Genomic DNA, 25,325 nt, shown 5'->3' with positions numbered 1-25,325 from the left:
TGCACGAACCTTAAGCGCAATGTCACAAGCGGCGCAAATCCAATGTGGAAGCGAGACGGGTCAAGGACTCAGGCGACAGCCCTGGCGGTCGCCGAACCAGCGTGCACGGTGCGTACGCCCCAACCCGCTCGCCGTCACTTCACTGCGCTCCGGGTTATCACTGAACGCACTGGTGGGCACGTACTGCTTCACATATCCCCGGCAATAATCGGCTGGATTGTTCGCCACATACCGGCACGAGCAATACTCCTTGGCGGTATACGCCGCAATGATGTCGGGGAAGGCTTGCAGGTTAACGCGCTCGTGCCAGATCCAACCCAGCAGGCCCAGAACTAACAGTAAAAAGACACTGGTAAACGGCCGACGACGGATCATGGTTGCACCGCCGCAAGCACGCGTTTGAGCAGTTCGTTGTGGCGGTAGCTGCCGTCGCGATCGTCGCCGTAACGCACGATCACCAGGTGTTCGGTGGGCATCACGTACAGCGCCTGGCCCCAATGGCCGAGGGCGGCAAAGGTGTCGGCGGGGGCGTCGGGCCAGGGTCGCGGGGTGCCCTGGTTCAGCCACCAATGACCGCCAGGGACGGCTTCGTTCTGGCCGGCCTTGTAGTTGGCGAAGGGCTGGCGGTTGAAAGCCACCCAGTCTTCAGGCAGCAATTGTTGCTCGCCCCAGCGACCGTCCCGCGCCATCAGCAAACCGACGCGGGCCAAATCGCGCGCGGTCAAGTAGGCATAGGACGAGGCGACGAAGGTTTCATCGGCATCGGTTTCCCACGTGGCGTTGCGAATGCCCAGCGGCTTGAACAGCGCATCCCACGGGTAACTCATATAAGCCTTGTGACCCAGCATGCCTTTGAGCGCGGCGGACAAAATATTGCTGTCGCCGCTGGAATAGCGGAAGACCTGGCCCGGTGCACTGAAGGATTCGGTATTGGCGGCGAACTCAGCCATATCGGCACGGCCACGGGTATAGAGCATCGCCACCACCGAGGATTTCAGCGGGGCGTATTCGTAGTCTTCCTGCCAGTCCAGGCCCGAGGCCCAGTGCAGCAGGTCGGCCATGGTCACCGTGGGATGTTGCTTCATCGGCGGGTAGAAGCGCGCCACCGGGTCAGTCAGTTTGAAGCGATTATCGCCATAGGCGACGCCCAGAACGGTGGCCATCAGGCTCTTGCTGATGGACCAGGTCAGGTGCGGCGTGTCGGCGGTGGTGGGCGCGGCGTAGCGTTCATAGATGATCTGGCCGTCGCGGATTACCAGCAGCGCATCGGTGCGAACGCCTTGGCGAGTGGCATCGTCACGCGGCGGGAACGCGTAGGCATCCAGTGCTTGGATGGCGGGCCCGGCGAGCGGCGTGCCCTTGGCCCAGTCCTTGTCGGGCCAGGTGTCGGCGCGGGCGGTAACGGTGGCAAACAGCAGGGCAACGCACAGCAGGCCTCTGACCATGGACACAGACTCAAGGGGGCATTCAAGCCCGCGAGCCTAGCCGAGGGTGATGACAGATTTGCGACAAAGGGGCTGTCATCCAAGCGTCACCATAACTTCATGGAGATGACACCGAGCCTACATAGCCTGAGTTTGGACAAACAAGTCGACCGGCCGGAACGTGGCTGGCACTCGGAGATTCGCCATGACTCAGATCGCCCGCATCAGCGACACCGGCAATGAACGCCGTCTGCAAGCCGAACGCCTGGTTGGCGCACAAGCGTTGCAGGAAGCCCAGGCCCTGCGGTTCAACGTATTCAGCGGCGAGTTCAACGCCAAGCTGAAAGGCGCGGAACTGGGTCTGGACATGGATGACTATGATGTTCACTGCAGCCACATCGGCGTGCGGGATTTGAACAGCGGACGACTCGTCGCCACCACCCGTTTGCTCGACCACCAGGCTGCCAGCACCTTGGGCCGGTTCTACAGCGAAGAAGAATTCAGCCTGCACGGCTTGCTGCACCTGCAAGGCCCAATCCTGGAAATCGGCCGCACCTGCGTCGACCCGGCCTACCGTAACGGAGGCACCATCGCTGTGCTGTGGGGCGAGTTGGCTGAAGTCCTCAACCAAGGCGGCTACAGCTATTTGATGGGCTGCGCGAGCATCCCGATGCACGACGGCGGCATCCAGGCCCACGCAATCATGCAGCGCCTGCGCGAACGCTACCTGTGCAACGAACACCTGCGCGCCGAACCGAAAAAACCGCTGCCGGCGCTGGACCTGCCGACCAACGTAATCGCGGAGATGCCTCCGCTGCTCAAGGCCTACATGCGCCTGGGCGCAAAGATCTGCGGCGAGCCGTGCTGGGATGAAGATTTCCAGGTGGCCGACGTGTTCATCCTGCTCAAGCGCGATGAGTTGTGCCCGCGTTATGCGCGCCACTTCAAGGCGGCCATGTGATGAGCCGCCTGCGCGTGTACGGGCGCATTGCCCGCGTGCTGGTGGTCGTGGCGCTGGGTTTAAGCATGGCCACTGTGTTTGGTGTGTTCGAGCGCTTGGGCATCGCCAACTCCATGGTGCGGCGCCAGCGTTGGTCGCGATTCTTTATGGCGCGGCTGACCAACGCCCTGCCCTTTCGCGTGACCGTGCACGGTGAGTTGCCGACGCAGCCGATGCTGTGGGTGAGCAATCACGTGTCCTGGACCGATATTCCGTTGCTGGGCGCGGTGGCGCCGATGTCGTTCCTGTCCAAGGCGGAAGTGCGCACTTGGCCGGTGGCGGGATGGTTGGCAGCCAAGGCCGGTAGCCTGTTTATCCGTCGTGGTTCGGGCGACAGCCAGTTGATCCGCAAGCAGATGACCCGTCACCTGGAACAACAGCATCCATTGCTGATGTTCCCCGAAGGCACCACCACCGACGGGCGCAGCCTGCGTACCTTCCACGGACGCTTGCTGGCCAGTGCGATTGATGCGGACGTGGCGCTGCAACCGGTGGCGATTCGTTATCTGCGCGATGGGCAAGTGGACCCATTGGCACCGTTTATTGGCGATGATGATTTGCTGTCGCACCTGATGCGCTTGTTCGGCAATGATCAGGGCGATGTGGAGATCCATGTGCTCAAGCCGATTGCCTGCGCCGGGCAGGAACGCGCGGCGCTGGCGCATCAGGCGCAGCAGGCGGTGCAGAGGGCGTTGTTTGGGCCGGTGCCGGAGACTGAACAAGTAGCGACGCGACCAGCCTTTGCCGCGTGATATGAGCCAGACACTTTTCCAAATGTGGGAGGGGGCTTGCTCCCGATAGCAGTGGATCAGCCAGCATCAGTGGTGGCTGGCACACCGTAATCGGGAGCAAGCCCCCTCCCACATTTAGCTTTGTGTTGTCAGATGGTTATGCGCGAAGGCTTGCAGTTCGGGGTAGAAGATCCGGAAGTCTTCACTCAACGGCTCATACAACTCACGCAATTCCTGCATCGCAAACCCTAATTCCTGGGGTTGTGTCAGCCGTCGCGAAATCCCCCGCAGCACCTGCTCCATCACCGCAAACTCGCGGTACGACCCCAACCAATCATCCGCGGCCATATACGGCGCAATCTGCGCCAAGCGCCCCGGCAACTGCGGTTCGGCCGCCAGCACGCGGTACACCTGCGAAGTGAAGTGCTCCAAGGGTTGGTCGGCATACAGCGCCCAGTCCCGCGCCAGGCAGTGATCGAAAAACACGTCGAGGACGATTCCCGCATAACGCCTGCGGGTGAGGCTGAAACGCGACAACGCCTCTCCCACCCGCGGGTGACTGTCGGTGAAGCGGTCGATGGAGCGATGCAGCTGGATCGCCGTTTCGATGGGCGGGCTGAACTGGCCCTGCAGGCGACCTTTGACGAAATCGCCATAGAGGCTGCCCAGCAGTTGTGCAGGAAGTTGGCCGCCCAGGTGCAGATGTGCGAGATAATTCATGGCGCGCAGTCTAGCACTGCCGTCAACGTATCGTTATAACCCGATATACCGATTTGGGCTGAGTTAAGACCAAAATCATATTGGTATATCGAGATATAACGATTTAAGGTTCGCCTCATCGCGATATAACGCTTTACGACACTGAGCACCTGCCATGTCCATCGACCTCGACGAAATAATAAAAGCCCTGGCGCACCCAGTACGACGAGACATCCTCACCTGGCTCAAAGACCCGAAAGTGCAATTTCCCGAGCAACTGCACAACCACGAATACGGCATCTGTGCCGGTCAGATCGACCAACGCTGCGGCTTGTCCCAGTCGACCGTGTCGGCCCACCTGGCCACCTTGCAACGGGCGGGTTTGATCAGCAGCCAGAAGGCCGGGCAGTGGCACTTCTTCAAACGCAACGAGGAAACCATCCAGGCCTTCCTTGCGGCGCTCACCACAGAACTCAGCGCTGACGACAACGCAGCGCTGTAACAAGGAAACCCAAATGCCCCTCTCGCTACTCATACTGGCCCTGAGCGCCTTCGCCATCGGCACCACCGAGTTCGTCATCATGGGCCTGTTGCCCGATGTGGCGGCAGACCTCGGCGTGTCGATCCCCGGCGCCGGCTGGCTGGTCACCGGTTATGCCTTAGGCGTAGCCATTGGCGCGCCCTTCATGGCACTGGCCACCGCCAAGCTGCCGCGCAAGGCCGCGCTGGTAGCGTTGATGGGCATCTTTATTGTCGGCAACCTGCTCTGCGCCCTGGCCAGCGACTACAACGTGCTGATGTTAGCCCGCGTGGTTACCGCGCTATGCCATGGCGCGTTCTTCGGGATCGGCTCGGTGGTGGCGGCCAACCTGGTGCCAGCCAACAAACGCGCTTCGGCCGTGGCATTGATGTTCACTGGTTTGACCCTCGCCAACGTACTCGGTGTGCCGCTGGGCACCGCGTTGGGCCAGGAAGCCGGCTGGCGCTCGACCTTCTGGGCGGTGACGGTGATTGGTGTGGTGGCGTTGATCGGCCTGATCCGCTTCCTGCCAGCCAAGCGTGACGAAGAAAAACTCGACATGCGCGCCGAACTGGCCGCCCTCAAAGGTGCCGGCATCTGGTTGTCGCTGAGCATGACTGCGCTGTTCGCAGCATCGATGTTCACCCTCTTCACCTATGTTGCGCCGCTGCTCGGCGATGTCACCGGCGTGACACCCAAAGGCGTGACCTGGACCCTGCTGTTGATCGGCCTGGGCCTCACCGTGGGCAACATCATCGGCGGCAAACTGGCCGACAAACGCCTGGCCGCAACCTTGATCGGTGTGTTTATCAGCATGGCGGTGGTATCCACCGCACTGAGCTGGACCAGCGTCGCGGTGATCCCGACTGAAATCACGCTGTTCCTCTGGGCTACCGCGTCGTTTGCCGCTGTCCCTGCGTTGCAGATCAACGTGGTGACCTTCGGCAAGGCCGCACCGAACCTGGTGTCCACCTTGAACATCGGCGCCTTCAACATCGGCAACGCCCTCGGCGCCTGGGTCGGCGGCAGCGTGATCGCCCACGGCTTCGGCCTGACCAGCGTGCCTCTGGCGGCAGCGGCCCTGGCGATCCTGGCGCTGCTGGTAACCCTGATTACTTTCCGTCAGGGCGGCGATGCCGACCTGGCCCCTGCGACCAACTGATCAACTTCAAAGAGAAGGGTGTTTTCCCATGACGACTATTTTCGATCCGATCACACTGGGCGACCTGGAACTGTCGAACCGCATCATCATGGCGCCGCTGACCCGCTGCCGCGCTGATGAAGGCCGCGTACCCAACGCACTGATGGCTGAGTACTACGTGCAACGTGCGTCCGCCGGGCTGATCCTCAGTGAAGCCACCTCCGTGACCCCGCTGGGCGTGGGCTACCCGGACACCCCAGGCATCTGGTCCAACGACCAAGTGCGCGGTTGGGCCAACGTGACCAAGGCGATTCACGGCGCGGGCGGCAAGATCTTCCTGCAACTGTGGCATGTGGGCCGTATCTCCCATGAGTCGTACCTGAACGGCGAAACCCCGGTGGCGCCGAGTGCGATCCAGCCAAAAGGCCACGTCAGCCTGGTTCGCCCACTGGCCGACTACCCTACCCCGCGCGCCCTGGAAACAGCTGAAATCGCCGACATCATCGACGCCTACCGCACCGGTGCCGAAAACGCCAAGGCCGCTGGTTTTGACGGCGTGGAAATCCACGGCGCCAACGGCTACCTGCTCGACCAGTTCCTGCAAAGCAGCACCAACCAGCGCACCGATAACTACGGCGGCTCCCTGGAAAACCGTGCGCGCCTGCTTCTGGAAGTGACCGACGCAGCCATCGAAGTCTGGGGCGCCGGGCGTGTGGGTGTGCATTTGGCACCGCGTGCCGACTCCCACGACATGGGCGACGATAACCTCGCGGAAACCTTCACCTACGTCGCCAGCGAACTGGGCAAACGTGGCATCGCCTTTATCTGCTCCCGTGAAAAAGAAGGCGCGGACAGCCTCGGCCCACAACTGAAAAAAGCGTTCGGCGGCGTATACATCGCCAACGAACGCTTTACCAAAGACAGCGCCAATGCCTGGCTGGCCGAGGGCAAAGCGGATGCGGTGGCTTGGGGCGTACCATTCATTGCCAACCCGGATCTGCCAGCACGTCTGAAGGCCGATGCGCCGCTCAACGAAGCACACCCGGAAACCTTCTACGGCAAGGGCCCGGTGGGTTACATCGACTACCCGACCCTGCCGCTTTAATCGGCCGAAACCTAAAACCAAATGAGAAAGGGGGCTTGCCCCCGATGGCGGTGCGTCAGTCACTGTATGTGTTGACTGAACCACTGCCATCGGGGGCAAGCCCCCTTTCACGTTGTTGGCGGCCTACAGGTTCTGGCTACATTGCTTCACAGAACCGCAACAAAATCCCTACAAAATACTTAGGCGGCTACCTATCAACCGCCCACCAGCCCGTATATAAAGTCATCCCACCAATCAGGCAGAAGGACGATTGACCGTCCTTAAGCTTTACTGTTGACACAACCTGATGCAATTACGCATTTTGTTTCAATTGCGCAGGCTCGGGCTCAGACGCAGCATGTCTAGCCCTGCATCTACCCAGCGCTCGGCTTCCTGATGCAATTGGAAGCTGTCGGGGACCAACAGCCACTGGCCAATCAGCCCGTTGATGTAGGCATGCATGCAAACAGCACCGCGGGTGGTATCGAGGTTTTCCGGAAGTTGCCCGCGATGGACCGCATTACGCAGAGTCAGGCCGATGCGCAGATTGCATTCCAGACTGTGGGTCTGGCGCTGGCGGCGCATGTCGCACATTTCATCGGTGAATTCGCACTTATGAAACAGAATCTCATTGATGCGGCGGGTTTTCGGGTCCAGGGCCACTTGATGAAACAGATGAATCAGCAGCTTGCGCATGCACCCCAGTGGATCGAGTTCGTCCTCGCTCTCACTGGCCCTGGCCAATTCGTCCAGCGGCTCATGCAAAGTGTCGAGCAGCGCCTGCAACAGGTCGGACTTATTGCTGAAGTGCCAGTAAATCGCGCCCCGCGTCACGCCGGCCAACGCGGCGATGTCCGCCAGCGTCGTACGCGCGACGCCGCGATCGTAAAAGGCTTGCTCGGCGGCTTGAAGAATTTGGCTGCGCGTTTCCTGAGCTTCCTCTTTAGTGCGACGAACCATGGCAGTAGAACCTCAATCAGGACACTTGAGACTATCGTTAACGCAACGTTAATAGACGCGAACGATCATCTGAATATTTGTGGGACGACACCGTCATGGGTGCCGAACGTAATGGAATCGAGGCTTCGGGTGTTGCTTTGTCAACATTGCGCGAAGCCTGTCAAGAGTTTACAAACAACCATGAACGTAAGTATATTGCGTAGCAAGCTACTTATCTACTCACAGCCTGTTTTTTACCCTTCCACCCTTCTTGTGCGCACCCTGCGCGCCTGACCCGAGGATCTTCATGCAACTTAAGCCAGCTGTTACCGCTCTGGTCACTGCCGTCGCCCTGGCATCGCTGCTCAGCGGATGTAAAAAGGAAGAAGCGGCTCCGCCCGCTCAAATCCCTCAGGTCGGCGTGGTCACCCTTCAACCGCAAGCCTTTACTCTGACATCCGAGCTACCAGGCCGCACCACCGCCTACCGCATCGCGGAAGTTCGCCCTCAGGTCAACGGCATTATCCTCAAGCGTCTGTACAAAGAAGGCGCGGACGTGAAGGAAGGCCAGCAGCTGTATCAGATCGATCCGTCGGTCTATGAGGCCACCCTGAAAAGCGCACAAGCCACGCTGACCCAGACCAAGTCCATCACCGATCGCTACAAGCAGTTGGTTGATGAACAAGCCGTCAGCCGTCAGGAATACGACACCGCTGTCGCGAACCGCATGACTGCCGAAGCAAACGTTCAAACCGCCCAGATCAATGTGCGCTACACCAAGGTGTACGCGCCGATTTCCGGGCGTATCGGCCGTTCTGCCGTCACCGAAGGCGCGCTGGTCAGCAATGGCCAGGCCGATGCGATGGCCGTGATTCAGCAACTGGACCCGATCTACGTCGACGTCACACAGTCGTCGGCTGAAATGCTGAAACTGCGCCGCGACCTGGAGAGCGGTCAGCTGGAAAAAGCCGGTGCGAATGCCGCCAAGGTCAAGTTGACCCTGGAAGACGGCAGCGATTACGGCCAGGACGGCAAGCTGGAGTTCTCCGAAGTCTCGGTCGACCAGACCACCGGCTCGGTCACCCTGCGCGCCGTGTTCCCTAACCCTGACCACACCCTGCTGCCGGGCATGTTCGTACACGCCCAATTGCAAGCCGGTGTGAACAGCAAGGCCATCCTGGCACCGCAGCAAGGCGTGACCCGTGATCTCAGGGGTATTCCAACAGCGCTGATCGTCAACGCCGACAACAAGGTCGAGCAGCGTGAACTGGTGGCCAACCGCACCGCCGGCGCCTACTGGCTGGTGGAAAAAGGCCTGAACGCCGGGGACCGCCTGATCACCGAAGGGCTGCAGTACGTCAAGCCGGGCGCTGAGGTCAAGGTCAAGGACGCTGACAACGCCAAGCCCGCAGGTTCCGCTGCTGCTCCTGCTGCCGCTGCTGGCAAAGGGGAGTAATCCATGTCGAAATTTTTTATCGACCGTCCCATTTTCGCCTGGGTAATTGCCCTGGTGATCATGCTGGTCGGGGCACTTTCGATCATGAAGTTGCCCATCAACCAGTATCCAGCCATTGCGCCGACCGCCATTGATATTCAGGTGACCTACCCAGGCGCGTCCGCACAAACCGTGCAGGACACCGTGGTACAGGTCATCGAGCAACAGCTCAACGGTATCGACAACCTGCGTTATGTTTCCTCGGACAGTAACTCCGACGGCAGCATGACGATTACCGTGACGTTCAACCAGGGCACTAACCCGGACATCGCCCAGGTTCAGGTGCAGAACAAGCTGAACCTGGCGACCCCACTGCTGCCGCAAGAAGTGCAGCAGCAGGGTATCCGCGTGACCAAGTCGGTGAAGAACTTCCTGATGGTAATCGGTCTGGTGTCGGAAGACGGCAGCATGACCAAGGACGACCTCTCCAACTACATCGTCTCGAACATCCAGGACCCGATTTCACGGACCGCTGGTGTGGGTGACTTCCAGGTGTTCGGTTCGCAGTACGCCATGCGTATATGGCTTGACCCGGCAAAGCTGAACAATTACCAGCTTACGCCGGTGGATGTCAGCACGGCGATTTCCGCACAGAACGTACAGGTGGCCACCGGCCAACTGGGCGGCCTGCCTGCCCTGCCCGGCACCCAGTTGAACGCCACGATCATCGGCAAGACCCGCCTGCAGACGGCCGAGCAGTTCGGCAATATCCTGATGAAGGTCAATACCGACGGCTCACAGGTACGCCTGAAGGATGTCGCCCGTATTGAGCTGGGTGGCCAGAACTACAGCATTGCTGCGCAGTTCAACGGCAAGCCCGCTTCGGGTATGGCGATCAAGCTGGCCTCGGGCGCCAACGCGCTGGACACCGGCAAAGCCATCCGCGCTACTGTGGCGTCGCTCGAACCGTTCTTCCCGCCTGGCATGAAGGCCGTGGTGCCCTATGACACCACGCCTGTAGTGACCGAATCGATCTCCGGTGTCGTCGACACCCTGGTCGAAGCGATCGTGCTGGTGTTCCTGGTGATGTTCCTGTTCCTGCAGAACTTCCGCGCCACCATCATCACCACCATGACGGTGCCGGTGGTATTGCTGGGTACCTTCGGGATCCTGGCCGCGTTTGGCTTCACCATCAACACCCTGACCATGTTCGGCATGATCCTGGCCATCGGCTTGCTGGTGGACGATGCCATCGTGGTGGTCGAAAACGTTGAGCGGGTAATGGCCGAGGAGCACTTATCGCCGAAAGACGCGACGATCAAATCCATGGGCCAGATCCAAGGCGCCCTTGTGGGTATTGCCCTCGTACTGTCGGCGGTACTGTTGCCGATGGCGTTCTTCGGTGGTTCCACCGGTGTGATCTACAAACAGTTCTCCATCACCATTGTCTCGGCGATGGCGCTGTCGGTACTGGTTGCCCTGATCTTCACCCCGGCCTTGTGCGCCACCATGCTCAAGCCGATCGACCCCGAAAAGCACGGCCAACCCAAGCGTGGTTTCTTCGGCTGGTTCAACCGCACCTTCGACCGTGGCGTACTGAGCTACGAGCGCGGCGTGGGCAACATGATCAAGCACAAGATCCCGGCGTTCCTGGTGTACGCGCTGATCATCGCCGGCATGATCTGGCTGTTCATGCGCATCCCTGCTGCGTTCCTGCCCGATGAAGACCAGGGCGTGATCTTTGCCCAGGTGCAGACGCCAGTCGGCTCTTCGGCTGAACGGACGCAAAAAGTCATCGACGATATGCGCGCGTTCCTTCTCAACGACAAGGAAGGCGAGCCGGGCGAAGGCAAAGGCGTGAAATCGGTGTTTACCGTGAACGGCTTCAACTTCGCCGGTCGTGGCCAGAGTTCGGGCCTGGCCTTCGTGATGCTCAAACCGTGGGGCGAGCGTGATGCTTCCACCTCGGTATTCGAGATCGCCAAGCGCGCCCAGGGCTACTTCATGCAGACCTTCAAGGACGCCATGGTATTCGCCATCGTTCCGCCGTCTGTACTGGAACTGGGTAACGCCACCGGCTTCGACGTGTTCCTGCAAGACCAAGGCGGTGTCGGCCATGACAAACTGATGGCGGCACGTAACCAGTTCCTGGGTATGGCAGCACAAAGCAAGATCCTGGCAGGTGTGCGCCCTAACGGCGTGAACGATGAGCCGCAGTACGAACTCACCGTTGACGACGAGAGGGCCAGTGCCCAAGGCATCACCCTGTCGAGCATTAACCAGACCCTGGCGATTGCCTTGGGTGGTAGCTACGTCAACGACTTCATCGACCGTGGTCGGGTGAAGAAGGTGTACGTGCAAGGTGAAGCCGCCAGCCGGATGTCCCCGGAAGACCTGAACAAATGGTTCGTGCGCAGCGACTCCGGGAAGATGGTGCCGTTGTCGTCCATCGCCTCGGGCAAGTGGATCTTCGGTTCGCCAAAACTCTCGCGTTACAACGGTGTGGCGGCGATGGAAATCCTCGGTACGCCAGCACCGGGTTACAGTACCGGTGACGCCATGGCCGAAGTCGAACGCATCGCTAAGCAATTGCCAGCGGGCGTGGGCTACGCCTGGACGGGCCTGTCGTATGAAGAACGCCTCTCCGGCTCCCAGGCGCCGGCGTTGTATGCGCTGTCGCTGCTGGTGGTGTTCCTGTGCCTCGCGGCACTGTACGAAAGCTGGTCGATCCCGATCGCAGTGATCCTGGTGGTTCCGCTCGGCGTGGTGGGTGCGTTGATCGCCACCAGCATGCGCGGCTTGTCCAACGACGTGTTCTTCCAGGTGGGCTTGCTCGTGACGGTAGGTCTGGCGGCGAAGAACGCCATCCTGATCGTGGAGTTCGCCAAAGAGCTCCACGAACAAGGCAAAGGCATTGTCGAGTCCGCCATCGAAGCATCGCGTATGCGCTTGCGTCCGATCATCATGACCTCCATGGCGTTCGTCCTCGGCGTACTGCCGCTGGCGATCTCCTCGGGCGCCGGTTCAGGCAGCCAGCACGCGATCGGTACCGGCGTAATTGGCGGTATGATCACGGCCACTGTCCTGGCGATCTTCTGGGTGCCACTGTTCTTTGCAACCGTGTCCGCCGCGGGCGAGCGTAAAAAGACTGAACCTAAGCAAACTCCTAAAGAGGCTGGCCAATGAGCAAGTCGCTACTTTCCCTAGCCGTCACCGCCTTCGTGCTCAGTGGCTGCTCGCTGATACCTGACTACCAGCGCCCCGAAGCGCCGGTGGCGGCACAGTTCCCGCAGGGGCCGGCGTATTCGCCAGCCCAGGCGCCGAACCAAGCCGCTGCCGAGCAGGGCTGGAGGCAGTTTTTCCATGACCCTGCTCTGCAACAGCTGATCAAGACTGCGCTGGAAAACAACCGTGACCTGCGCGTTGCTGCCCTGAACATCGATGCCTATGCCGCGCAGTACCAGATCCAGCGCGCCGATCTGTTCCCGGCCGTATCGGCCACGGGCAGCGGCAGCCGTTCGCGTACGCCGGCCAAGCTGTCGCAGACCGGTGAAGCGACCATCGCCAGCCAGTACTCGGCTGGCTTGGGGATCAGTTCCTACGAGCTGGACCTGTTCGGCCGTGTCCGCAGCCTGAGTGAAGAAGCGCTGCAGAAGTACTTCGCCACCGAAGAAGCGCGGCGCAGCACCCAGATCAGCCTGGTGGCCAGTGTGGCCAATGCCTACCTGACCTGGCAGGCCGACAAGGAACTGCTCAAGCTCACCCAGGACACCCTGGGCGCGTTCGAGCAGAGCTTCAAACTGACCTCGCGCAGCAACGAAGTCGGCGTGGCCTCGGCCCTCGATCTCAGCCAGGCCCGCACGTCGGTGGAAAACGCCCGCGTGCAACTGGCGCGTTATACCCGCCAGGTGGCCCAGGACGAAAACAGCCTGACCCTGCTGCTGGGCACCGGCCTGCCGGCGAATATCGCCAGCAAGCCACTGTCGGATGACCTGCTCAGCGACGTGCCGGCCGGGTTGCCATCGGACCTGCTGCAACGTCGTCCCGACATCGTGCAGGCCGAGTACAACCTCAAGGCGGCCAACGCCAACATCGGCGCGGCCCGTGCAGCGTTCTTCCCGAGCATCACCCTGACGGCCAGTGCGGGCACCGCAAGCCCGACCCTGGGCGGTCTGTTCAAAGGCGGTTCGGGCACCTGGTCGTTTGCACCGCAGATCAACATCCCGATCTTCAACGCTGGTAGCCTGCGCGCAAGCCTGGACTACTCGAAGATCCAGAAAGAGATCAACGTGGCGAACTACGAGAAAGCCATCCAGACCGGCTTCCAGGAAGTCTCCGACGGCCTCGCCGCCCGTGAGACCTACAAGCAGCAACTGGATGCCCAGCGTGGCTTCGTCGGGGCCAACCAGGATTACTACCGCCTGGCTGAGCGTCGCTACCGCATTGGTGTCGACAGCAACCTGACCTTCCTCGACGCACAACGCCAACTGTTCAGTGCCCAGCAATCGCTGATCACCGACCGCCTGGCGCAGCTGACCAGCGAGGTCAACCTGTACAAGGCCCTCGGCGGCGGCTGGAACGAGCAGACGGCGAAGAATGAGCCGTTGAAAGAAGAAGCACCGGCGTTGAAGTTGTTCTGATCACGCTGAACTAAAAAACCGCTTCCTTGCCGGGAAGCGGTTTTTTTATGCCTAACGTTTCATTGAGATCTGGCGTCTGTCTCACGCGTTCGCTTCACTGACTTGAATCTGGAATACAAGGCTTTCAACCTTATATTCTGAGCCACCCGCAGTCACTGAAAACTCAAACTCACATTGACACCAGAATCCTTCTTCGGAATCGTGAGTACGCAGAACTCGAAATTCTCCGGTGGGGTCAGAAAAGCTACCTGAGAATTCAGGCCGCAATATAAAAAATGTGTCAACACTGCCTGCCTGACGCTTCCGGCCATCAATTCCGGTGATCGGATAATTGGTGTAGGCCTTCAATTCATCGCCACGAAATTCAAGCGTTGCGCGCGTGGAGCCATTTCGTGGCGTGCACTGTATGAAGAAGCTCAAGTCCGGGTATCTGACAAAGTAAATATTCCCCAAATCTATGACTTCGTATCCCCCATTCACCCTGACCGCAATCTCACAAAACGTTGGAATCGGTGCAAGCGCTGCCTCAGTGCTGCCTTTTGACGCCTTTTCAAACGTACCGCCCACCGGCGTCCCCCCTGCCGCAAAGGCTGAAAGTTCAAGAGTCTGGCAACTAACTTCCATCTCTGGTTTGCCATCGGGTTTGAAATAGATCGAAAAACGCAGACTTAGGGTTGTATTACCAACATCGCTACGCTCAATGCGCTCAACCGTCAGAAAACCCGAATAATCAGCCGGGAAATACTCAACATAGCCTTCCAGGCCAAAGCTCGCTTTGATCCCCGGTGCTTGTGGGCCGATAGGGTAGGTCTGGCCTGTTTTCAGCTCACGGGCCTCAAGGGTCAATTCGTTTTTCGAACCAGGGTTGTCCTCAAGCCCCAGGCGAATAAAGAATTGGAAGCCCTCGATATAGCTCACTTCATAGGTGTCGAAATTGATCGGGGTCGGCTCTTCGCCCTCAATAATCAAGTGGGCTTCAAATTTATCGGAAGACGTCAAATAGCTACCTATATCTGATCCAAAGCTCATGAGTTCTTCTCCTTGAGCATCTTAAAAAGCGACTGCCACCACCTTGAACATAAGCCCTTGCCCCTCGCCCTTCTACTGTCAACCCTGACAGTAGACTCCCCCAGCCATACCTCCGAAGCTGGCGAGTTGAGCGCGCCTTGCTTTCCCGACAACCTTTCAGGCTAAAATTGGTCACAGATTCTTACAGACCACAGAGGGAGCTTGTCGTAATGATCGTAGGAATCGACCTGGGAACCACCAACAGCCTCGCGGCCGTCTGGCGTGGGGATGCCGCTGAACTGGTGCCCAATGCCCTTGGCCAGTTGTTGACCCCAAGCGTGGTCGGGCTGGATGATCAAGGCCGTGTCCTGGTAGGCCAGGCCGCCAAAGAGCGCCTGCACACCCACCCGCACCTGACGACTTCGCTGTTCAAGCGCTACATGGGCAGCGCCACTGAAGTGCGTCTGGGTGATCGCTCGTTCCGCCCCGAAGAACTCTCGGCGCTGGTACTCAAGAGCATCAAGGAAGATATCGAACGTACCTACGGCCACCCCGTCACCGAAGCCGTCATCAGCGTGCCCGCCTACTTCAGCGATGGTCAGCGCAAAGCCACGCGCATCGCCGGTGAATTGGCGGGGCTCAATGTTGAAAAACTGATCAACGAACCCACCGCCGCCGCCCTCGCCTACGGCCTGCACCAGCGCGATAAAGAGACGTCATTCCTGGTCTTCGACCTAGGCGGCGGCACCTTTGACGTGTCGATCATCGAACTGTTCGACGGCGTAATGGAAGTACGTGCCAGTGCCGGCGACAACTTCCTTGGTGGCGAAGACTTCGACACCCTGCTGCTGGAACACTTCGTCGACAGCCAGCGGAATGCCGACGGTTTCCCGCCCACCAACAGCGTACTGCAGGCCCTGCGCCGCGAAGCCGAACGTGTGCGCAAAGCCCTGGGCCAGGACGACAGCGCCGAGTTCGCTCTGCGGGTCGATGGCCAACAGTGGGTGCAGACCATCACTCAACAGGAAATGGCCAAGCTCTACACACCGCTGCTGGAACGCCTGCGCGCACCGATTGAACGCGCCCTGCGCGATGCACGGATTCGCGTCAGCGACCTCGATGAAATCCTGCTGGTGGGCGGTACCACGCGCATGCCGCTGGTGCGCAAACTCGCCGCCGGATTGTTCGGGCGCTTCCCGTCGATCAGCCTCGACCCCGACCAAGTGGTCGCCCACGGCGCCGCGATCCAGGCCGCGCTCAAAGCCCGTTCCGCTGCGCTTGAAGAAGTCGTTCTGACCGACGTGTGCCCCTACACCCTGGGCATCGAAACCTCGAACCAGTACGGCGGCCATATCGAAAGCGGCCATTACCTGCCGTTGATCGAACGCAACAGCAGCGTACCGGTGAGCCGGGTCAAAAGCGTGGTGACGCTGCACGACAACCAGAGCCAGGTGCTGCTGAAGATCTACCAGGGCGAAAGCCGCCTGGTGAAAGACAACATCGAACTGGGCCAACTGGACATCGCGGTACCCAAGCGCAAGGCCGGTGAAGTCTCGCTGGACGTACGCTTCACCTACGACAACAACGGCCTGCTGGAAGCCCAGGTGAGCATCCCCCTGACCGGCGAGCAGCACTCGCTGGTGATCGAAAACAACCCCGGCGTGCTTAGCCCGCAGGAAATCCAGCAACGCCTGCAAGCCCTGGCGCAGCTGAAAGTTCACCCACGCGACCAGCAGGTCAACACCGTGCTCACCGCGCGCCTCGAACGGCTCTACCAGGAAAACCTCGGCGAGCTGCGTGAACAACTCGGCCACTGGGCCGCACAGTTCCAGCAGATACTCGACACCCAGGACGAACGCCGCATCCGCGAGGCCCGCAGCGAACTGACCCGGCAACTTGAGCAACTCGACAATGGGTTCTGGCGCTGAGGGCACACTCATGGATTGCTGGAGCGTGCTGCAACTGCCGGAAGACGCCGACGAACGTGCCATCAAGCGCAGCTATGCGCGGATGCTGAAAAACTGTCGCCCGGATGACGATGCCAAAGGCTTCCAGCGCCTGCGCGAAGCCTATGAACAAGCGCTGAGTGAAGTACGCTGGCGGGCTGATAACGAAGAGGAAGAACACGTCCAGGCGCCCGTGGCCGAAGCGGTCTACGGAAACCTGAATGACCTGACCGAACTGATGGACCTCAGCCCCGTCAGCCCTGCGCCCTTCGAGCCACTCACAACAGCCCCAGCCCAGGCACTGCTCAATGGCCTCAACGCGCGTAACCTTGATGAACGCTGGGCCCAGGCTCAGCGACAGGGCTGCACCGATGCGTTCCAGGCCGGCCTGTTGCGCCATTGCTTCGAAGCACCGGGCGAACGCAGCGCCATCGCCGGTTGGGCCGCGCAACACCTGGAATGGCTGACCCCCTGGCAGCAGGTGGCAATGACGTCCTGGCAATACGAAGCGCTGACCGGCGAGCTGCTGCAAGACTACCGCCGCACCCTGCAGGAACTCCTGGAGCAAAAGACCGAGCGCGAATTCATCACCCAGCTCACGCAGTACAACGACCAACCCTGGCTGCAGGTGTTCGACCTGCAACAGCAGTGGCAGCGCATCGTCCTGCACCTGTTGCATGACACCCAATGGAGCGTGCCGCTGTTCGAGCGCGTGTGCCAAGCATTCGGCTGGGACGACCAGAAAGGCGTATACCCGGAACCGGCGTGGATGTGGCGCGAATTGGTGTCGCGTTGCGAACAGGAAAGCTTCTACGCCAACCTGCAAGACAAGGCCCGGGACACGACATGGAAATCCGCCGACGCCATGGCGGCGCGCCTGTTGCTCACGCCAATGTCGGCGACGCAACAAAAACAGATGACGCAGAGCTTCGACAGTAATGCCTGGAACGCCTGCCAGCATCTGGCCGAAGTTCTGGCCTGGCGCTACCCGCAGTTGGTTGAGCGGCTTCCCCAGGCCAATGTATTTTTTTGGCGAGAATTCCTCCCCAGGCCGGTCTCCCATCGAAGTTGGATACGGGTATGGGGTGGCCTGGCGCTGGCAGCCGCCTTGGCCGTTTCCCCACATACAAAAATGGATAGGCTCAGCGACGCCGTCATTGTGGTGATACTGACCTTTGCTCCGGCCATTATCGGCATCCGTGGCACTCAGTTGTGGGCTGTCTTGACATCACACCTGATCGTCCAGGACCTGTGGCTCAGCAAGCGCCTGCTGCCGTCACGGTTCAACCCTCATCAACACTGGCTGGTGCTGCGCCACGGCATTCCTCAAGTGGGCATGCTGCTGATGTTCGGCTTACTGCTGGGCGTGATGGGCATGCTGACGTACGTGGGAATGATCGGCATACATCTGTTTCACCGCAGGCGTATCGGCAAAGTGAATGAGTATGTCGAGCACTTTTACCCTTGGGTCAGCGGCTTGCATTGGGCGCACTGGAGTCCGCTGCAGGTGGCTTTCCTGGCCGTGATGGCAGCGGTCACCCTACTCTGCCAGAGGTACTTGCCAGAGATCCCGTGGACGAGCCTGCTCTACTTCCTCTGAACCATTGAACCGACGCCTTCCTCGCAAAGGGAGGCCCGGTAACTTGCGTTCGATCATCGCCCACAACCCGCCCGCCCCCGATTGAACCCCTCCCGCACCGCCCCGCACCATGGCCGCCACCTGCACAACCCCAATAACAACAGGTCCAACGCCATGAGCACGCTCCGTCCTCGCCAGCTTTTACTGGCCACCGCTGTCGCCAGCCTTGCCCTTCCCGTCGTCGCCGAAGAACACGGTTTCCTGGAAGACGCCAGCGCCAACCTCAACCTGCGTAATTTCTTTATCAACCGCAATTTCACCAACCCAACCAAAAGCCAGGGCGGCGCGCAGGAGTGGACGCAGAGTTTCATCCTCGACGCCAAGTCCGGCTTCACCCAAGGCACGGTGGGGTTCGGTGTGGATGTGCTGGGGCTGTACTCGTTGAAGCTTGATGGCGGGCGCGGTACTGGCGGTACGCAGTTGCTGCCGCTGGATCATGAGGGCCGGCCGGCGGATGAATTCGGGCGTCTCGGCGTTGCGTTCAAAGCGCGTATTTCGAAGACCGAAGTAAAGGTCGGCGAATGGATGCCTGTGCTACCGATCCTGCGTTCGGATGACGGCCGTTCCCTGCCGCAAACCCTGCGCGGCGGGCAGATCACGTCCAAGGAAATCGACGGCCTGACACTGTACGGCGGCCAGTTCCGCGCCAACAGCCCGCGCGACGACAGCAGCATGTCGGACATGTCGATGGTCGGCAAAACCGCTTTCACTTCGGACCGCTTCAACTTCCAGGGCGGCGAATACGCGTTCAACGACAAACGCACCCAGGTCGGCCTCTGGAATGCCCAGCTCAAGGACATCTATAGCCAACAGTACGTCAACCTGACCCACAGCCAGCCACTCGGTGACTGGACCCTGGGCGCCAACCTCGGGTTCTTCTACGGCAAGGATGACGGCAGCGCCCGCGCAGGCGACTTGGACAACAAGACCTGGTCCGGCCTGTTCTCCGCCAAGTACGGCGGCAACACGTTCTATGTCGGCCTGCAAAAACTCACCGGCAACAACGCCTGGATGCGCGTCAACGGCACCAGCGGCGGCACCTTGGCCAACGATAGCTACAACTCCAGCTACGACAACGCTCAGGAAAAATCCTGGCAACTGCGCCACGACTACAACTTCGCCGCCGTCGGTGTGCCGGGGCTGACGCTGATGAACCGCTATATCAGCGGCAGCAACGTACACACAGGCACCATCACTGACGGTAAGGAATGGGGTCGCGAAAGTGAATTGGGCTACACCGTGCAAAGTGGCAGCCTGAAAAACCTGACGATGCGCTGGCGCAATTCGAGCATGCGCCGCGACTACAGCAACAACGAGTTTGACGAAAACCGGTTGATCGTCAGTTACCCGATAAGTCTGCTGTAATCCGGCGCGGCACTTACTGTATCGTGCGCGCCTGCCGCTGCTGATCCGCCCAGCAGCGGCCTCTTTTTCGAGCCCGCGCACACCATGAAATCCTTCGCCATCGCATCCGCCGTGCTGGCCCTGGCCGTGAGCCTCAGTGGCTGCATCGGCGCGCCTATCGCCCTGACGCCCCAGACCGAACAGCGCCTGCAAGCACAAGCGCCGATCCGTTTTCTGCTGACCTTCGATGACGGCCCCAGCGCCTCGGGTTACAACAACCCGAGCCGTTCGGTGGTGGCCGACCTGGCGCACAACCCGGTGTTGCCGGGAATCAAGGCCGTGTTTTTTTTACAGACCGAAGCGGCCCGTTCGGGCGGCAGTTCACGGGGTCGCAAGACCATGGAGCGTGAGTACGCGGGCGGTCATATTCTGGCGTTTCACACGGCCACCGCGTTCCATACCAACCACCGCTGGCTGAACAACGCCGAACTGGATAGCACCCTGGCCCAGGGTTCTGCCGATATCGCCTCGATCACCGGCGCACCACCGGTATTGGTCCGTCCGCCGTTCTGGAACTACGACCGCCGCACCTTCGCCGCCTACCAGCGCCATGGCATGCACGTTCTGCTGACCGACTTGAGCGCCAATGACGGCAAGATCTGGGGTTTCAACGGCAGCCCACGCCGCCGCGCCAACCTGTATCGACAACTGTCGGTCGTGCGCGAACGCATCGCGCTGGGGGAGCTGCCGACAGTGGACGGCGTGATACCGGTGGTGGTGACCTTCCACGACATCAACCGCTACACCGCGCGGCATATGCAGGAATACCTGCAGATCCTGCTGGACAGTGCCCAGGTCACCGGCACGAAGACCGCCGCCGAGCCGTTCTACACCGACCGTGGCGCACTCGAACGGGCAGCGCTGTCACGCACCGTGAAGGCTGTCAGTGAGGAAGTGCATTTACCGGGCGTGTGGAATTGGGTGTGGGACGCCGACTCCCACTGACCTTAAGCCGTGTGAAGAGCAAAAATGTGGGAGGGGGCTTGCTCCCGATGGCGGTGGATCAGTCAGAGTTATTGAGACTGCACCACCGCTATCGGGAGCAAGCCCCTCCCACATTTCGACCGCGTTTCAAATCTACTCTGGTTGCCGGGACTCAACACCCAATTCATCCCACACTGACTCTGCCAGGTGAAAGGTGGCATTCGCCGCCGGGATACCGCAGTAGATCGCGCTCTGCATCAGCACTTCCTTGATCTCGGCACGGGTCACACCATTGCTGGCAGCCGCGCGCAGATGCAACTTGAGTTCTTCGGCGCGGTTCATGCCGATCAGCATCGCAATCGTGATCAGGCTACGAGTGTGCCGAGGCAGGCCAGGACGGGTCCAGATATCACCCCAGGCGTGGCGGGTGATCATTTCCTGAAACTCGCTGTTGAACTCGGTCAGGGCATTGAGGCTGCGGTCGACATGGGCATCGCCCAGCACTTCGCGGCGTACTTGCAGGCCCTCGGCATAACGTTGTTTCTCTTCCACAAACAGCTCCTCAACGGGCCAGCAAAAATTCAATCACGCGGTCGCTGAATGCAGCGCCGGCCTGAACGTTGGACAGGTGCGCCGCGTAGAACTCAGCGTACTCGGCCCCCTGCACATGATTCTGGATAAAGTGGCTACCGGCCGGCGGTGTGACGGCATCTTCGGTGCCCGCAATCACCAGCGTCGGCACTTTGATCGAGCGCAGTTGCTCACGGAAATCCGCATCACGCACGGCGCCGCAGCTGGCCGCGTAACCTTGGGGTGACGTGGACGCGAGCATGTCAGTGATCTGCTGGGCCTGATGGGGGTTCGCCGCTGCAAAGTCGGCGGTAAACCAGCGTGCAATGGAGGCATCGCGCAAGGCGACCATCGCCGCCGCGCCATCGCGCAACACCATCTCGATGCGTGGGTTCCAGATCTCCAGCGTGCCGATCTTGGCGGCGGTGTTGCACAGCACAAGGCGGTTCAGGCGGCCACCGGCGTGGATGCCGAGCCATTGGCCGATCAAGCCACCCATGGACAGCCCGCAAAAATGCGCACGTTGAATATCCAGTGCGTCCAACAGCGCCAGCACATCACGGCCGAGTTGCTCGATGCTGTAGGGCCCTTCGGTAACCAGGGATTTGCCGTGGCCACGGGTATCGAAACGCAACACGCGAAAATGCTCGGTGAAGGCCTGGATCTGGATGTCCCACATATGCAGGTCGGTGCCCAATGAGTTGGACAGCACCAGTACCGGCGCGTCCACCGGCCCATCCAGTTGGTAATGCAGGTCGCCCTCGGCGAGTTGTACAAATGGCATGGGGGCCTCCTCAGGCAGTCAGTTCAAAATGTTCGGTGACAGCACGCGTGACCCAGGTATGGGCTTGGCCCAGATAGTGGGCAGGGTCGAGCAGTCGGTCCAGTTCGGCCGCAGATAACTCAGCGGTGATCTGCGGTTCGTCCGCCAATACCGCGCGCAGATGGCGCCCCTCGGCGACCGCACGCTTGCAGCACTGCTCCAGCAGATGGTGCGCGGTTTCGCGGCCAAGGCGTTGGGCAAGCACAATGCTGACGGCTTCGGCCAGTACCAGGCCTTGGGTCAGGTCGAGGTTCTGCTTCATGCGCTCGGGGTCGACTTCCAACCCTTCGCTCACCAGTAGCGCCTGTTGCAAGGCACCGGACACCAACCGGCAAATCTCCGGCAAGGTTTCCCATTCCGCATGCCACAGTCCCAGGCTGCGCTCGTGCTCCTGGGGCATGGCGCTGAACATCGTCGAGACCAACCCAGGCACGCGCGTAGCCGCACTGATCAGCACCGCAGCGCCTACCGGGTTGCGTTTATGGGGCATGGTGGACGAGCCGCCCTTGCCAGGCGCCGACGGTTCGAACACTTCCGCCGCTTCAGTCTGCATCAACAGGCTGATGTCCCGGCCCAGCTTGCCGAGACTGCCCGCGATCAAGCCCAGCACGCTGGCGAACTCCACCAGACGATCTCGCTGAGTGTGCCAGGGCTGTTCGGGCAGGCTCAGTTGTAACTGGGCCGCCAAGGCCTCGGCCACGGGCATCGCCTGTTCACCCAACGCCGCGAGGGTTCCGGAGGCGCCGCCAAATTGCAGCACCAGCAAGCGCGGTTTCAACTCCGCCAAGCGCTGGCGGCTGCGCGTCACAGCGCCCAGCCAACCGGCGATTTTCATCCCCAGCGTGACCGGCGTGGCGTGCTGCAACCAAGTGCGCCCGGCCAACGGCGTCACCGCGTAACGCTGGGCTTGGGCGGCAAGCACATCGCCCAAGCGGGCCAGGTCGGTTTCGATCAACAGCAGTGCACGCCGCAGTTGCAGCACCAGGCCGGTGTCCATCACGTCCTGGCTCGTCGCCCCCAGATGCACGTAGCGCTCGGCGCCGGCATCTTCACTGGCTATCAACTTGCCCAAGGCCTTCACCAATGGAATCGCCGAGTTCCCGGCCGAGGCAATCGCCACGCCGAGGGCGTCCATGTCATACAGCGACGCCAGGCACGCCTGGGCAATTGGTGCGACGGCCGACGGCGGGATCAACCCGACCTGAGCTTGCGCCCGGGCCAGGCCGGCTTCGAAATCCAGCATGCCCTGCAAGCGCCCCTCGTCGCAGAACACCTCGGCCATGCTGTCAGCGGTGAAGTAGGCGTCGAACAGTTGGTTGCTCGTGCGCAGTGTCATAACACGTCCCTTACAAATCGTGGTGCAAGTACTCCGCCTGTTTCGGCAGACGCAAGCTGAACAGGAAGGCCACGGCCATCATGCCGGTGACGTACCAATAAAAAGTGTTTTCCATGCCCATGGATTTGAGTCCCAAGGCCACGTATTCCGCCGAGCCACCGAAGATCGCGTTAGCCACTGCGTAAGCCAGGCCCACACCCAGGGCACGTACGTGCGGCGGGAACATTTCCGCTTTCACCAGGCCGCTGATCGAGGTGTAGAAACTCACGATAGCCAACGCCAGGGAAATCAGTACAAAGGCCAGGAACGGGCTTGTCACGGTTTTCAGGGTCAGCAGGATCGGCACCGTGCAGAGGGTACCGAGGGCGCCGAACCAGAGCATCGAGTTACGTCGGCCGATCTTGTCCGAGAGCATGCCGAACAGCGGCTGCATGCACATGTACACAAACAGCGCGCCGGTCATGATGTAGCTGGCGGTCTTGGCGTGCATCCCGGCGGTGTTCACCAGGTACTTCTGCATGTAGGTGGTGAAGGTGTAGAAAATCAGCGAGCCGCCCGCGGTGTAGCCGAGCACGGTGATGAAGGCCGCTTTGTGATTGCGAAACAGCGCGGCGACACTGCCGGCGTCCTTGTCCTGGCGGGTTTCCTTGCTGGTGGTTTCCTTGAGGGTGCGCCGCAGCAACAGGGAGATCACCGCCGCAATCGCACCGATCACGAACGGAATCCGCCAGCCCCAGGCGCGCAGTTCTTCTTCAGTGAGGATCTGTTGCAGGATCACCACCACCAACACCGCCAGCAGTTGCCCGCCGATCAGGGTGACGTACTGGAACGAGGCGAAGAAGCCGCGCTGGCCTTTGAGTGCGACTTCACTCATGTAGGTCGCGGTGGTGCCGTACTCGCCACCCACCGACAAGCCCTGGAACAACCGCGCCACCAGCAGCAATGCCGGGGCCCAGGCGCCGATGTCTTTGTAAGTAGGTAGGAAGGCGATGACCAACGAACCGGCGCACATCATCAGCACCGAAATCATCATCGAATTTTTGCGCCCGTGCTTGTCAGCGACCCGGCCGAACAGCCAGCCGCCGATGGGGCGCATCAGGAACCCGGCGGCGAATACACCGGCGGTGTTGAGCAGTTGCACCGTGGGATCGTCCGACGGGAAAAATGCGGGGGCGAAGTAGATAGCGCAGAAGGCGTAGACGTAGAAGTCGAACCATTCGACCAGGTTGCCGGAGGAGGCACCGACAATCGCAAAGATCCGTTTGCTGCGCTCTTCTCCGGTGTAGTGACTGGTGGCTGTTGTCATGATTTTTTCACTCAGTGGGAACGGTTATAGCCTAGACATACTTTGCAACAACCATGTTCCGCAAGCAGACATTTGGATAGGGATCTCCTGAACTGGCCTCATCGGGGGCAAGCCCCCTCCCACATTTTGAGCGCGCCGCCTATTAAATGTGGGAAGGGGCTCGCCCCCGATGGTTCCCTGACAAGGGACTCAGTAATCGAAGAACACCGTCTCCTTATCTGTCCCCTGCAAAATCACATTCCACTGATACACACCGTCAGCATCCTGCTTGGCAATCAAGGTGCCACGACGTTCGGCAGGCACGCATGCCAGCAACGCGTCATCCCCATTCAACGCCTCACCGTCAAAATAAATCCGTGTGAGCAAGTGCTTCACCAAGCCACGGGCAAACACCAGCACCACTAAGTGCGGCGCCTGGGTCGTGCCCTTCAGGCCCGGCACGCTGCCCGGCTTGATGGTGGTAAAGCGAAAACGTCCTTCGGCGTCCACCGGCACCCGACCGAAACCCTCGAAGTTGGGATCGACGGCCTTGTCCTGGTCATCTTCCGGGTGGTCGTATTTGCCGGCGGCGTTGGCCTGCCAGACTTCGAGCATGGCGTCGTTGACCACATCACCGTTGCCATCCACCACTTGCCCGCTGATCGCCACGCGCTCACCAAGGGTGGCGGCGACGGTCAGGTCTTCGCGGTTCAGCCAGGTCAGGCCAATGTGGTAGTACGGCCCGACGGTGTGGGACGTGGTTGCGTAAAGGCTCAT

The 25,325-nt window shown here is 60.5% G+C and carries 22 protein-coding genes; 12 read left to right on the top strand and 10 right to left on the bottom strand.

The features are described from left to right. Window positions 1-60: 60 nt before the first annotated feature. Both LRO94_RS07620 and LRO94_RS07615 read right to left on the bottom strand, forming a co-directional pair. Window positions 61-375 carry an amidase gene (locus LRO94_RS07620; protein WP_095184047.1) on the bottom strand — a complete coding sequence of 105 codons (315 nt, stop codon included), beginning with the start codon at window positions 373-375 and terminating at the stop codon, window positions 61-63. Further along, window positions 372-1,445 (bottom strand): serine hydrolase domain-containing protein, encoded by a 1,074-nt coding sequence (locus tag LRO94_RS07615; protein WP_179179423.1) that lies wholly within the window; start codon window positions 1,443-1,445, stop codon window positions 372-374. The genes LRO94_RS07620 and LRO94_RS07615 overlap by 4 nt, the downstream gene beginning before the upstream one ends. A gap of 184 nt (window positions 1,446-1,629) precedes the next feature. Between LRO94_RS07615 and olsB the strand changes: the two genes are divergently transcribed. Further along, window positions 1,630-2,385: an L-ornithine N(alpha)-acyltransferase gene (olsB, locus tag LRO94_RS07610; RefSeq protein WP_032888332.1), complete on the top strand. Its 756-nt coding sequence runs from the start codon at window positions 1,630-1,632 to the stop codon at window positions 2,383-2,385. After that, window positions 2,385-3,176 (top strand): lysophospholipid acyltransferase family protein, encoded by a 792-nt coding sequence (locus tag LRO94_RS07605; RefSeq protein WP_179179424.1) that lies wholly within the window; start codon window positions 2,385-2,387, stop codon window positions 3,174-3,176. The genes olsB and LRO94_RS07605 overlap by 1 nt, the downstream gene beginning before the upstream one ends. 114 nt (window positions 3,177-3,290) lie before the next feature. Here LRO94_RS07605 and LRO94_RS07600 read toward each other — a convergent pair whose 3' ends face one another. Then, window positions 3,291-3,875 (bottom strand): acyl carrier protein phosphodiesterase, encoded by a 585-nt coding sequence (locus tag LRO94_RS07600; protein WP_032888337.1) that lies wholly within the window; start codon window positions 3,873-3,875, stop codon window positions 3,291-3,293. Window positions 3,876-4,029: 154 nt separating this feature from the next. Between LRO94_RS07600 and LRO94_RS07595 the strand changes: the two genes are divergently transcribed. From LRO94_RS07595 to LRO94_RS07585, 3 genes are read left to right on the top strand one after another with little or no spacing between them, the layout of a single operon-like run. Continuing rightward, complete coding sequence (locus LRO94_RS07595) at window positions 4,030-4,356, top strand: ArsR/SmtB family transcription factor (RefSeq protein WP_012722694.1); 327 nt, start codon at window positions 4,030-4,032, stop codon at window positions 4,354-4,356. Between the two features lie 13 nt (window positions 4,357-4,369). Next, window positions 4,370-5,536 (top strand): MFS transporter, encoded by a 1,167-nt coding sequence (locus LRO94_RS07590; protein ID WP_179179425.1) that lies wholly within the window; start codon window positions 4,370-4,372, stop codon window positions 5,534-5,536. Window positions 5,537-5,564: 28 nt separating this feature from the next. Further along, on the top strand, window positions 5,565-6,620 hold the full coding sequence (locus tag LRO94_RS07585) for an alkene reductase (protein ID WP_032888343.1): 1,056 nt from the start codon (window positions 5,565-5,567) through the stop codon (window positions 6,618-6,620). A gap of 306 nt (window positions 6,621-6,926) precedes the next feature. On the opposite strand, the gene LRO94_RS07580 is transcribed toward LRO94_RS07585, so the two are convergent. After that, window positions 6,927-7,559, bottom strand: a complete 633-nt coding sequence (locus tag LRO94_RS07580) for a TetR family transcriptional regulator (RefSeq protein WP_032888346.1) — start codon at window positions 7,557-7,559, stop codon at window positions 6,927-6,929. Window positions 7,560-7,845: 286 nt separating this feature from the next. Here LRO94_RS07580 and LRO94_RS07575 point away from each other — a divergent pair, with 286 nt between their 5' ends. The 3 genes from LRO94_RS07575 to adeC are packed head-to-tail and all read left to right on the top strand — an operon-like array spanning window position 7,846 to window position 13,613. Continuing rightward, window positions 7,846-8,994 carry an efflux RND transporter periplasmic adaptor subunit gene (locus LRO94_RS07575; RefSeq protein WP_032888349.1) on the top strand — a complete coding sequence of 383 codons (1,149 nt, stop codon included), beginning with the start codon at window positions 7,846-7,848 and terminating at the stop codon, window positions 8,992-8,994. A gap of 3 nt (window positions 8,995-8,997) precedes the next feature. Then, window positions 8,998-12,159 (top strand): efflux RND transporter permease subunit, encoded by a 3,162-nt coding sequence (locus tag LRO94_RS07570; RefSeq protein WP_032888352.1) that lies wholly within the window; start codon window positions 8,998-9,000, stop codon window positions 12,157-12,159. Continuing rightward, window positions 12,156-13,613: an AdeC/AdeK/OprM family multidrug efflux complex outer membrane factor gene (gene adeC / locus LRO94_RS07565; RefSeq protein ID WP_095184043.1), complete on the top strand. Its 1,458-nt coding sequence runs from the start codon at window positions 12,156-12,158 to the stop codon at window positions 13,611-13,613. Before LRO94_RS07570 ends, adeC begins: the two co-directional genes overlap by 4 nt. Window positions 13,614-13,694: 81 nt before the next feature. Here adeC and LRO94_RS07560 read toward each other — a convergent pair whose 3' ends face one another. Further along, the gene (locus LRO94_RS07560; RefSeq protein ID WP_032888358.1) at window positions 13,695-14,642 is read right to left on the bottom strand and encodes a hypothetical protein; all 948 of its coding nucleotides are present in this window, start codon (window positions 14,640-14,642) and stop codon (window positions 13,695-13,697) included. 209 nt (window positions 14,643-14,851) lie between these two features. Between LRO94_RS07560 and LRO94_RS07555 the strand changes: the two genes are divergently transcribed. The 4 genes from LRO94_RS07555 to LRO94_RS07540 all read left to right on the top strand — a co-directional run bounded on the left by LRO94_RS07555 (window position 14,852) and on the right by LRO94_RS07540 (window position 20,555). Further along, window positions 14,852-16,549 carry a molecular chaperone HscC gene (locus LRO94_RS07555; protein WP_122752602.1) on the top strand — a complete coding sequence of 566 codons (1,698 nt, stop codon included), beginning with the start codon at window positions 14,852-14,854 and terminating at the stop codon, window positions 16,547-16,549. A gap of 10 nt (window positions 16,550-16,559) precedes the next feature. Next, complete coding sequence (locus LRO94_RS07550; RefSeq protein WP_179179426.1) at window positions 16,560-18,167, top strand: J domain-containing protein; 1,608 nt, start codon at window positions 16,560-16,562, stop codon at window positions 18,165-18,167. A gap of 153 nt (window positions 18,168-18,320) precedes the next feature. Next, the gene (locus LRO94_RS07545; protein ID WP_179179427.1) at window positions 18,321-19,571 is read left to right on the top strand and encodes an OprD family porin; all 1,251 of its coding nucleotides are present in this window, start codon (window positions 18,321-18,323) and stop codon (window positions 19,569-19,571) included. Between the two features lie 84 nt (window positions 19,572-19,655). Then, a complete protein-coding gene (locus LRO94_RS07540; protein ID WP_179179428.1) occupies window positions 19,656-20,555 on the top strand; it encodes a polysaccharide deacetylase family protein in 900 nt (299 codons plus the stop codon). A gap of 132 nt (window positions 20,556-20,687) precedes the next feature. Here the strand turns inward: LRO94_RS07540 and pcaC are convergent, their stop codons facing one another. The 5 genes from pcaC to pcaG form a co-directional block, all read right to left on the bottom strand. Further along, entirely contained in the window at window positions 20,688-21,086 is a 399-nt protein-coding gene (gene pcaC / locus LRO94_RS07535) for a 4-carboxymuconolactone decarboxylase (protein ID WP_032891541.1), read from the bottom strand. A 10-nt stretch (window positions 21,087-21,096) separates the two neighbouring features. Continuing rightward, on the bottom strand, window positions 21,097-21,888 hold the full coding sequence (gene pcaD, locus LRO94_RS07530; protein WP_122764891.1) for a 3-oxoadipate enol-lactonase: 792 nt from the start codon (window positions 21,886-21,888) through the stop codon (window positions 21,097-21,099). Window positions 21,889-21,898: 10 nt separating this feature from the next. Continuing rightward, window positions 21,899-23,263: a 3-carboxy-cis,cis-muconate cycloisomerase gene (locus LRO94_RS07525; RefSeq protein ID WP_122680237.1), complete on the bottom strand. Its 1,365-nt coding sequence runs from the start codon at window positions 23,261-23,263 to the stop codon at window positions 21,899-21,901. 10 nt (window positions 23,264-23,273) lie between these two features. Then, the gene (locus tag LRO94_RS07520) at window positions 23,274-24,569 is read right to left on the bottom strand and encodes an MFS family transporter (protein WP_032891544.1); all 1,296 of its coding nucleotides are present in this window, start codon (window positions 24,567-24,569) and stop codon (window positions 23,274-23,276) included. Between the two features lie 189 nt (window positions 24,570-24,758). After that, window positions 24,759-25,325 (bottom strand): protocatechuate 3,4-dioxygenase subunit alpha, encoded by a 567-nt coding sequence (gene pcaG / locus LRO94_RS07515; protein ID WP_095184039.1) that lies wholly within the window; start codon window positions 25,323-25,325, stop codon window positions 24,759-24,761.

It is taken from the genome of Pseudomonas sivasensis, assembly GCF_021391435.1.
GTDB lineage: Bacteria > Pseudomonadota > Gammaproteobacteria > Pseudomonadales > Pseudomonadaceae > Aquipseudomonas > Aquipseudomonas sivasensis.
Note: the sequence above shows the minus strand (reverse complement) of the source record. Positions and strands in the feature narration are given on the sequence as shown.

Coding starts and splice junctions, on each gene's coding strand:
- LRO94_RS07620 (WP_095184047.1), bottom strand. CDS start 375: ATGATCCGTCGTCGGCCGTTTACCAGTGTCTTTTTACTGTTAGTTCTG.
- LRO94_RS07615 (WP_179179423.1), bottom strand. CDS start 1,445: ATGGTCAGAGGCCTGCTGTGCGTTGCCCTGCTGTTTGCCACCGTTACC.
- olsB (WP_032888332.1), top strand. CDS start 1,630: ATGACTCAGATCGCCCGCATCAGCGACACCGGCAATGAACGCCGTCTG.
- LRO94_RS07605 (WP_179179424.1), top strand. CDS start 2,385: ATGAGCCGCCTGCGCGTGTACGGGCGCATTGCCCGCGTGCTGGTGGTC.
- LRO94_RS07600 (WP_032888337.1), bottom strand. CDS start 3,875: ATGAATTATCTCGCACATCTGCACCTGGGCGGCCAACTTCCTGCACAA.
- LRO94_RS07595 (WP_012722694.1), top strand. CDS start 4,030: ATGTCCATCGACCTCGACGAAATAATAAAAGCCCTGGCGCACCCAGTA.
- LRO94_RS07590 (WP_179179425.1), top strand. CDS start 4,370: ATGCCCCTCTCGCTACTCATACTGGCCCTGAGCGCCTTCGCCATCGGC.
- LRO94_RS07585 (WP_032888343.1), top strand. CDS start 5,565: ATGACGACTATTTTCGATCCGATCACACTGGGCGACCTGGAACTGTCG.
- LRO94_RS07580 (WP_032888346.1), bottom strand. CDS start 7,559: ATGGTTCGTCGCACTAAAGAGGAAGCTCAGGAAACGCGCAGCCAAATT.
- LRO94_RS07575 (WP_032888349.1), top strand. CDS start 7,846: ATGCAACTTAAGCCAGCTGTTACCGCTCTGGTCACTGCCGTCGCCCTG.
- LRO94_RS07570 (WP_032888352.1), top strand. CDS start 8,998: ATGTCGAAATTTTTTATCGACCGTCCCATTTTCGCCTGGGTAATTGCC.
- adeC (WP_095184043.1), top strand. CDS start 12,156: ATGAGCAAGTCGCTACTTTCCCTAGCCGTCACCGCCTTCGTGCTCAGT.
- LRO94_RS07560 (WP_032888358.1), bottom strand. CDS start 14,642: ATGAGCTTTGGATCAGATATAGGTAGCTATTTGACGTCTTCCGATAAA.
- LRO94_RS07555 (WP_122752602.1), top strand. CDS start 14,852: ATGATCGTAGGAATCGACCTGGGAACCACCAACAGCCTCGCGGCCGTC.
- LRO94_RS07550 (WP_179179426.1), top strand. CDS start 16,560: ATGGATTGCTGGAGCGTGCTGCAACTGCCGGAAGACGCCGACGAACGT.
- LRO94_RS07545 (WP_179179427.1), top strand. CDS start 18,321: ATGAGCACGCTCCGTCCTCGCCAGCTTTTACTGGCCACCGCTGTCGCC.
- LRO94_RS07540 (WP_179179428.1), top strand. CDS start 19,656: ATGAAATCCTTCGCCATCGCATCCGCCGTGCTGGCCCTGGCCGTGAGC.
- pcaD (WP_122764891.1), bottom strand. CDS start 21,888: ATGCCATTTGTACAACTCGCCGAGGGCGACCTGCATTACCAACTGGAT.
- LRO94_RS07525 (WP_122680237.1), bottom strand. CDS start 23,263: ATGACACTGCGCACGAGCAACCAACTGTTCGACGCCTACTTCACCGCT.
- LRO94_RS07520 (WP_032891544.1), bottom strand. CDS start 24,569: ATGACAACAGCCACCAGTCACTACACCGGAGAAGAGCGCAGCAAACGG.
- pcaG (WP_095184039.1), bottom strand. CDS start 25,325: ATGAGCCTTTACGCAACCACGTCCCACACCGTCGGGCCGTACTACCAC.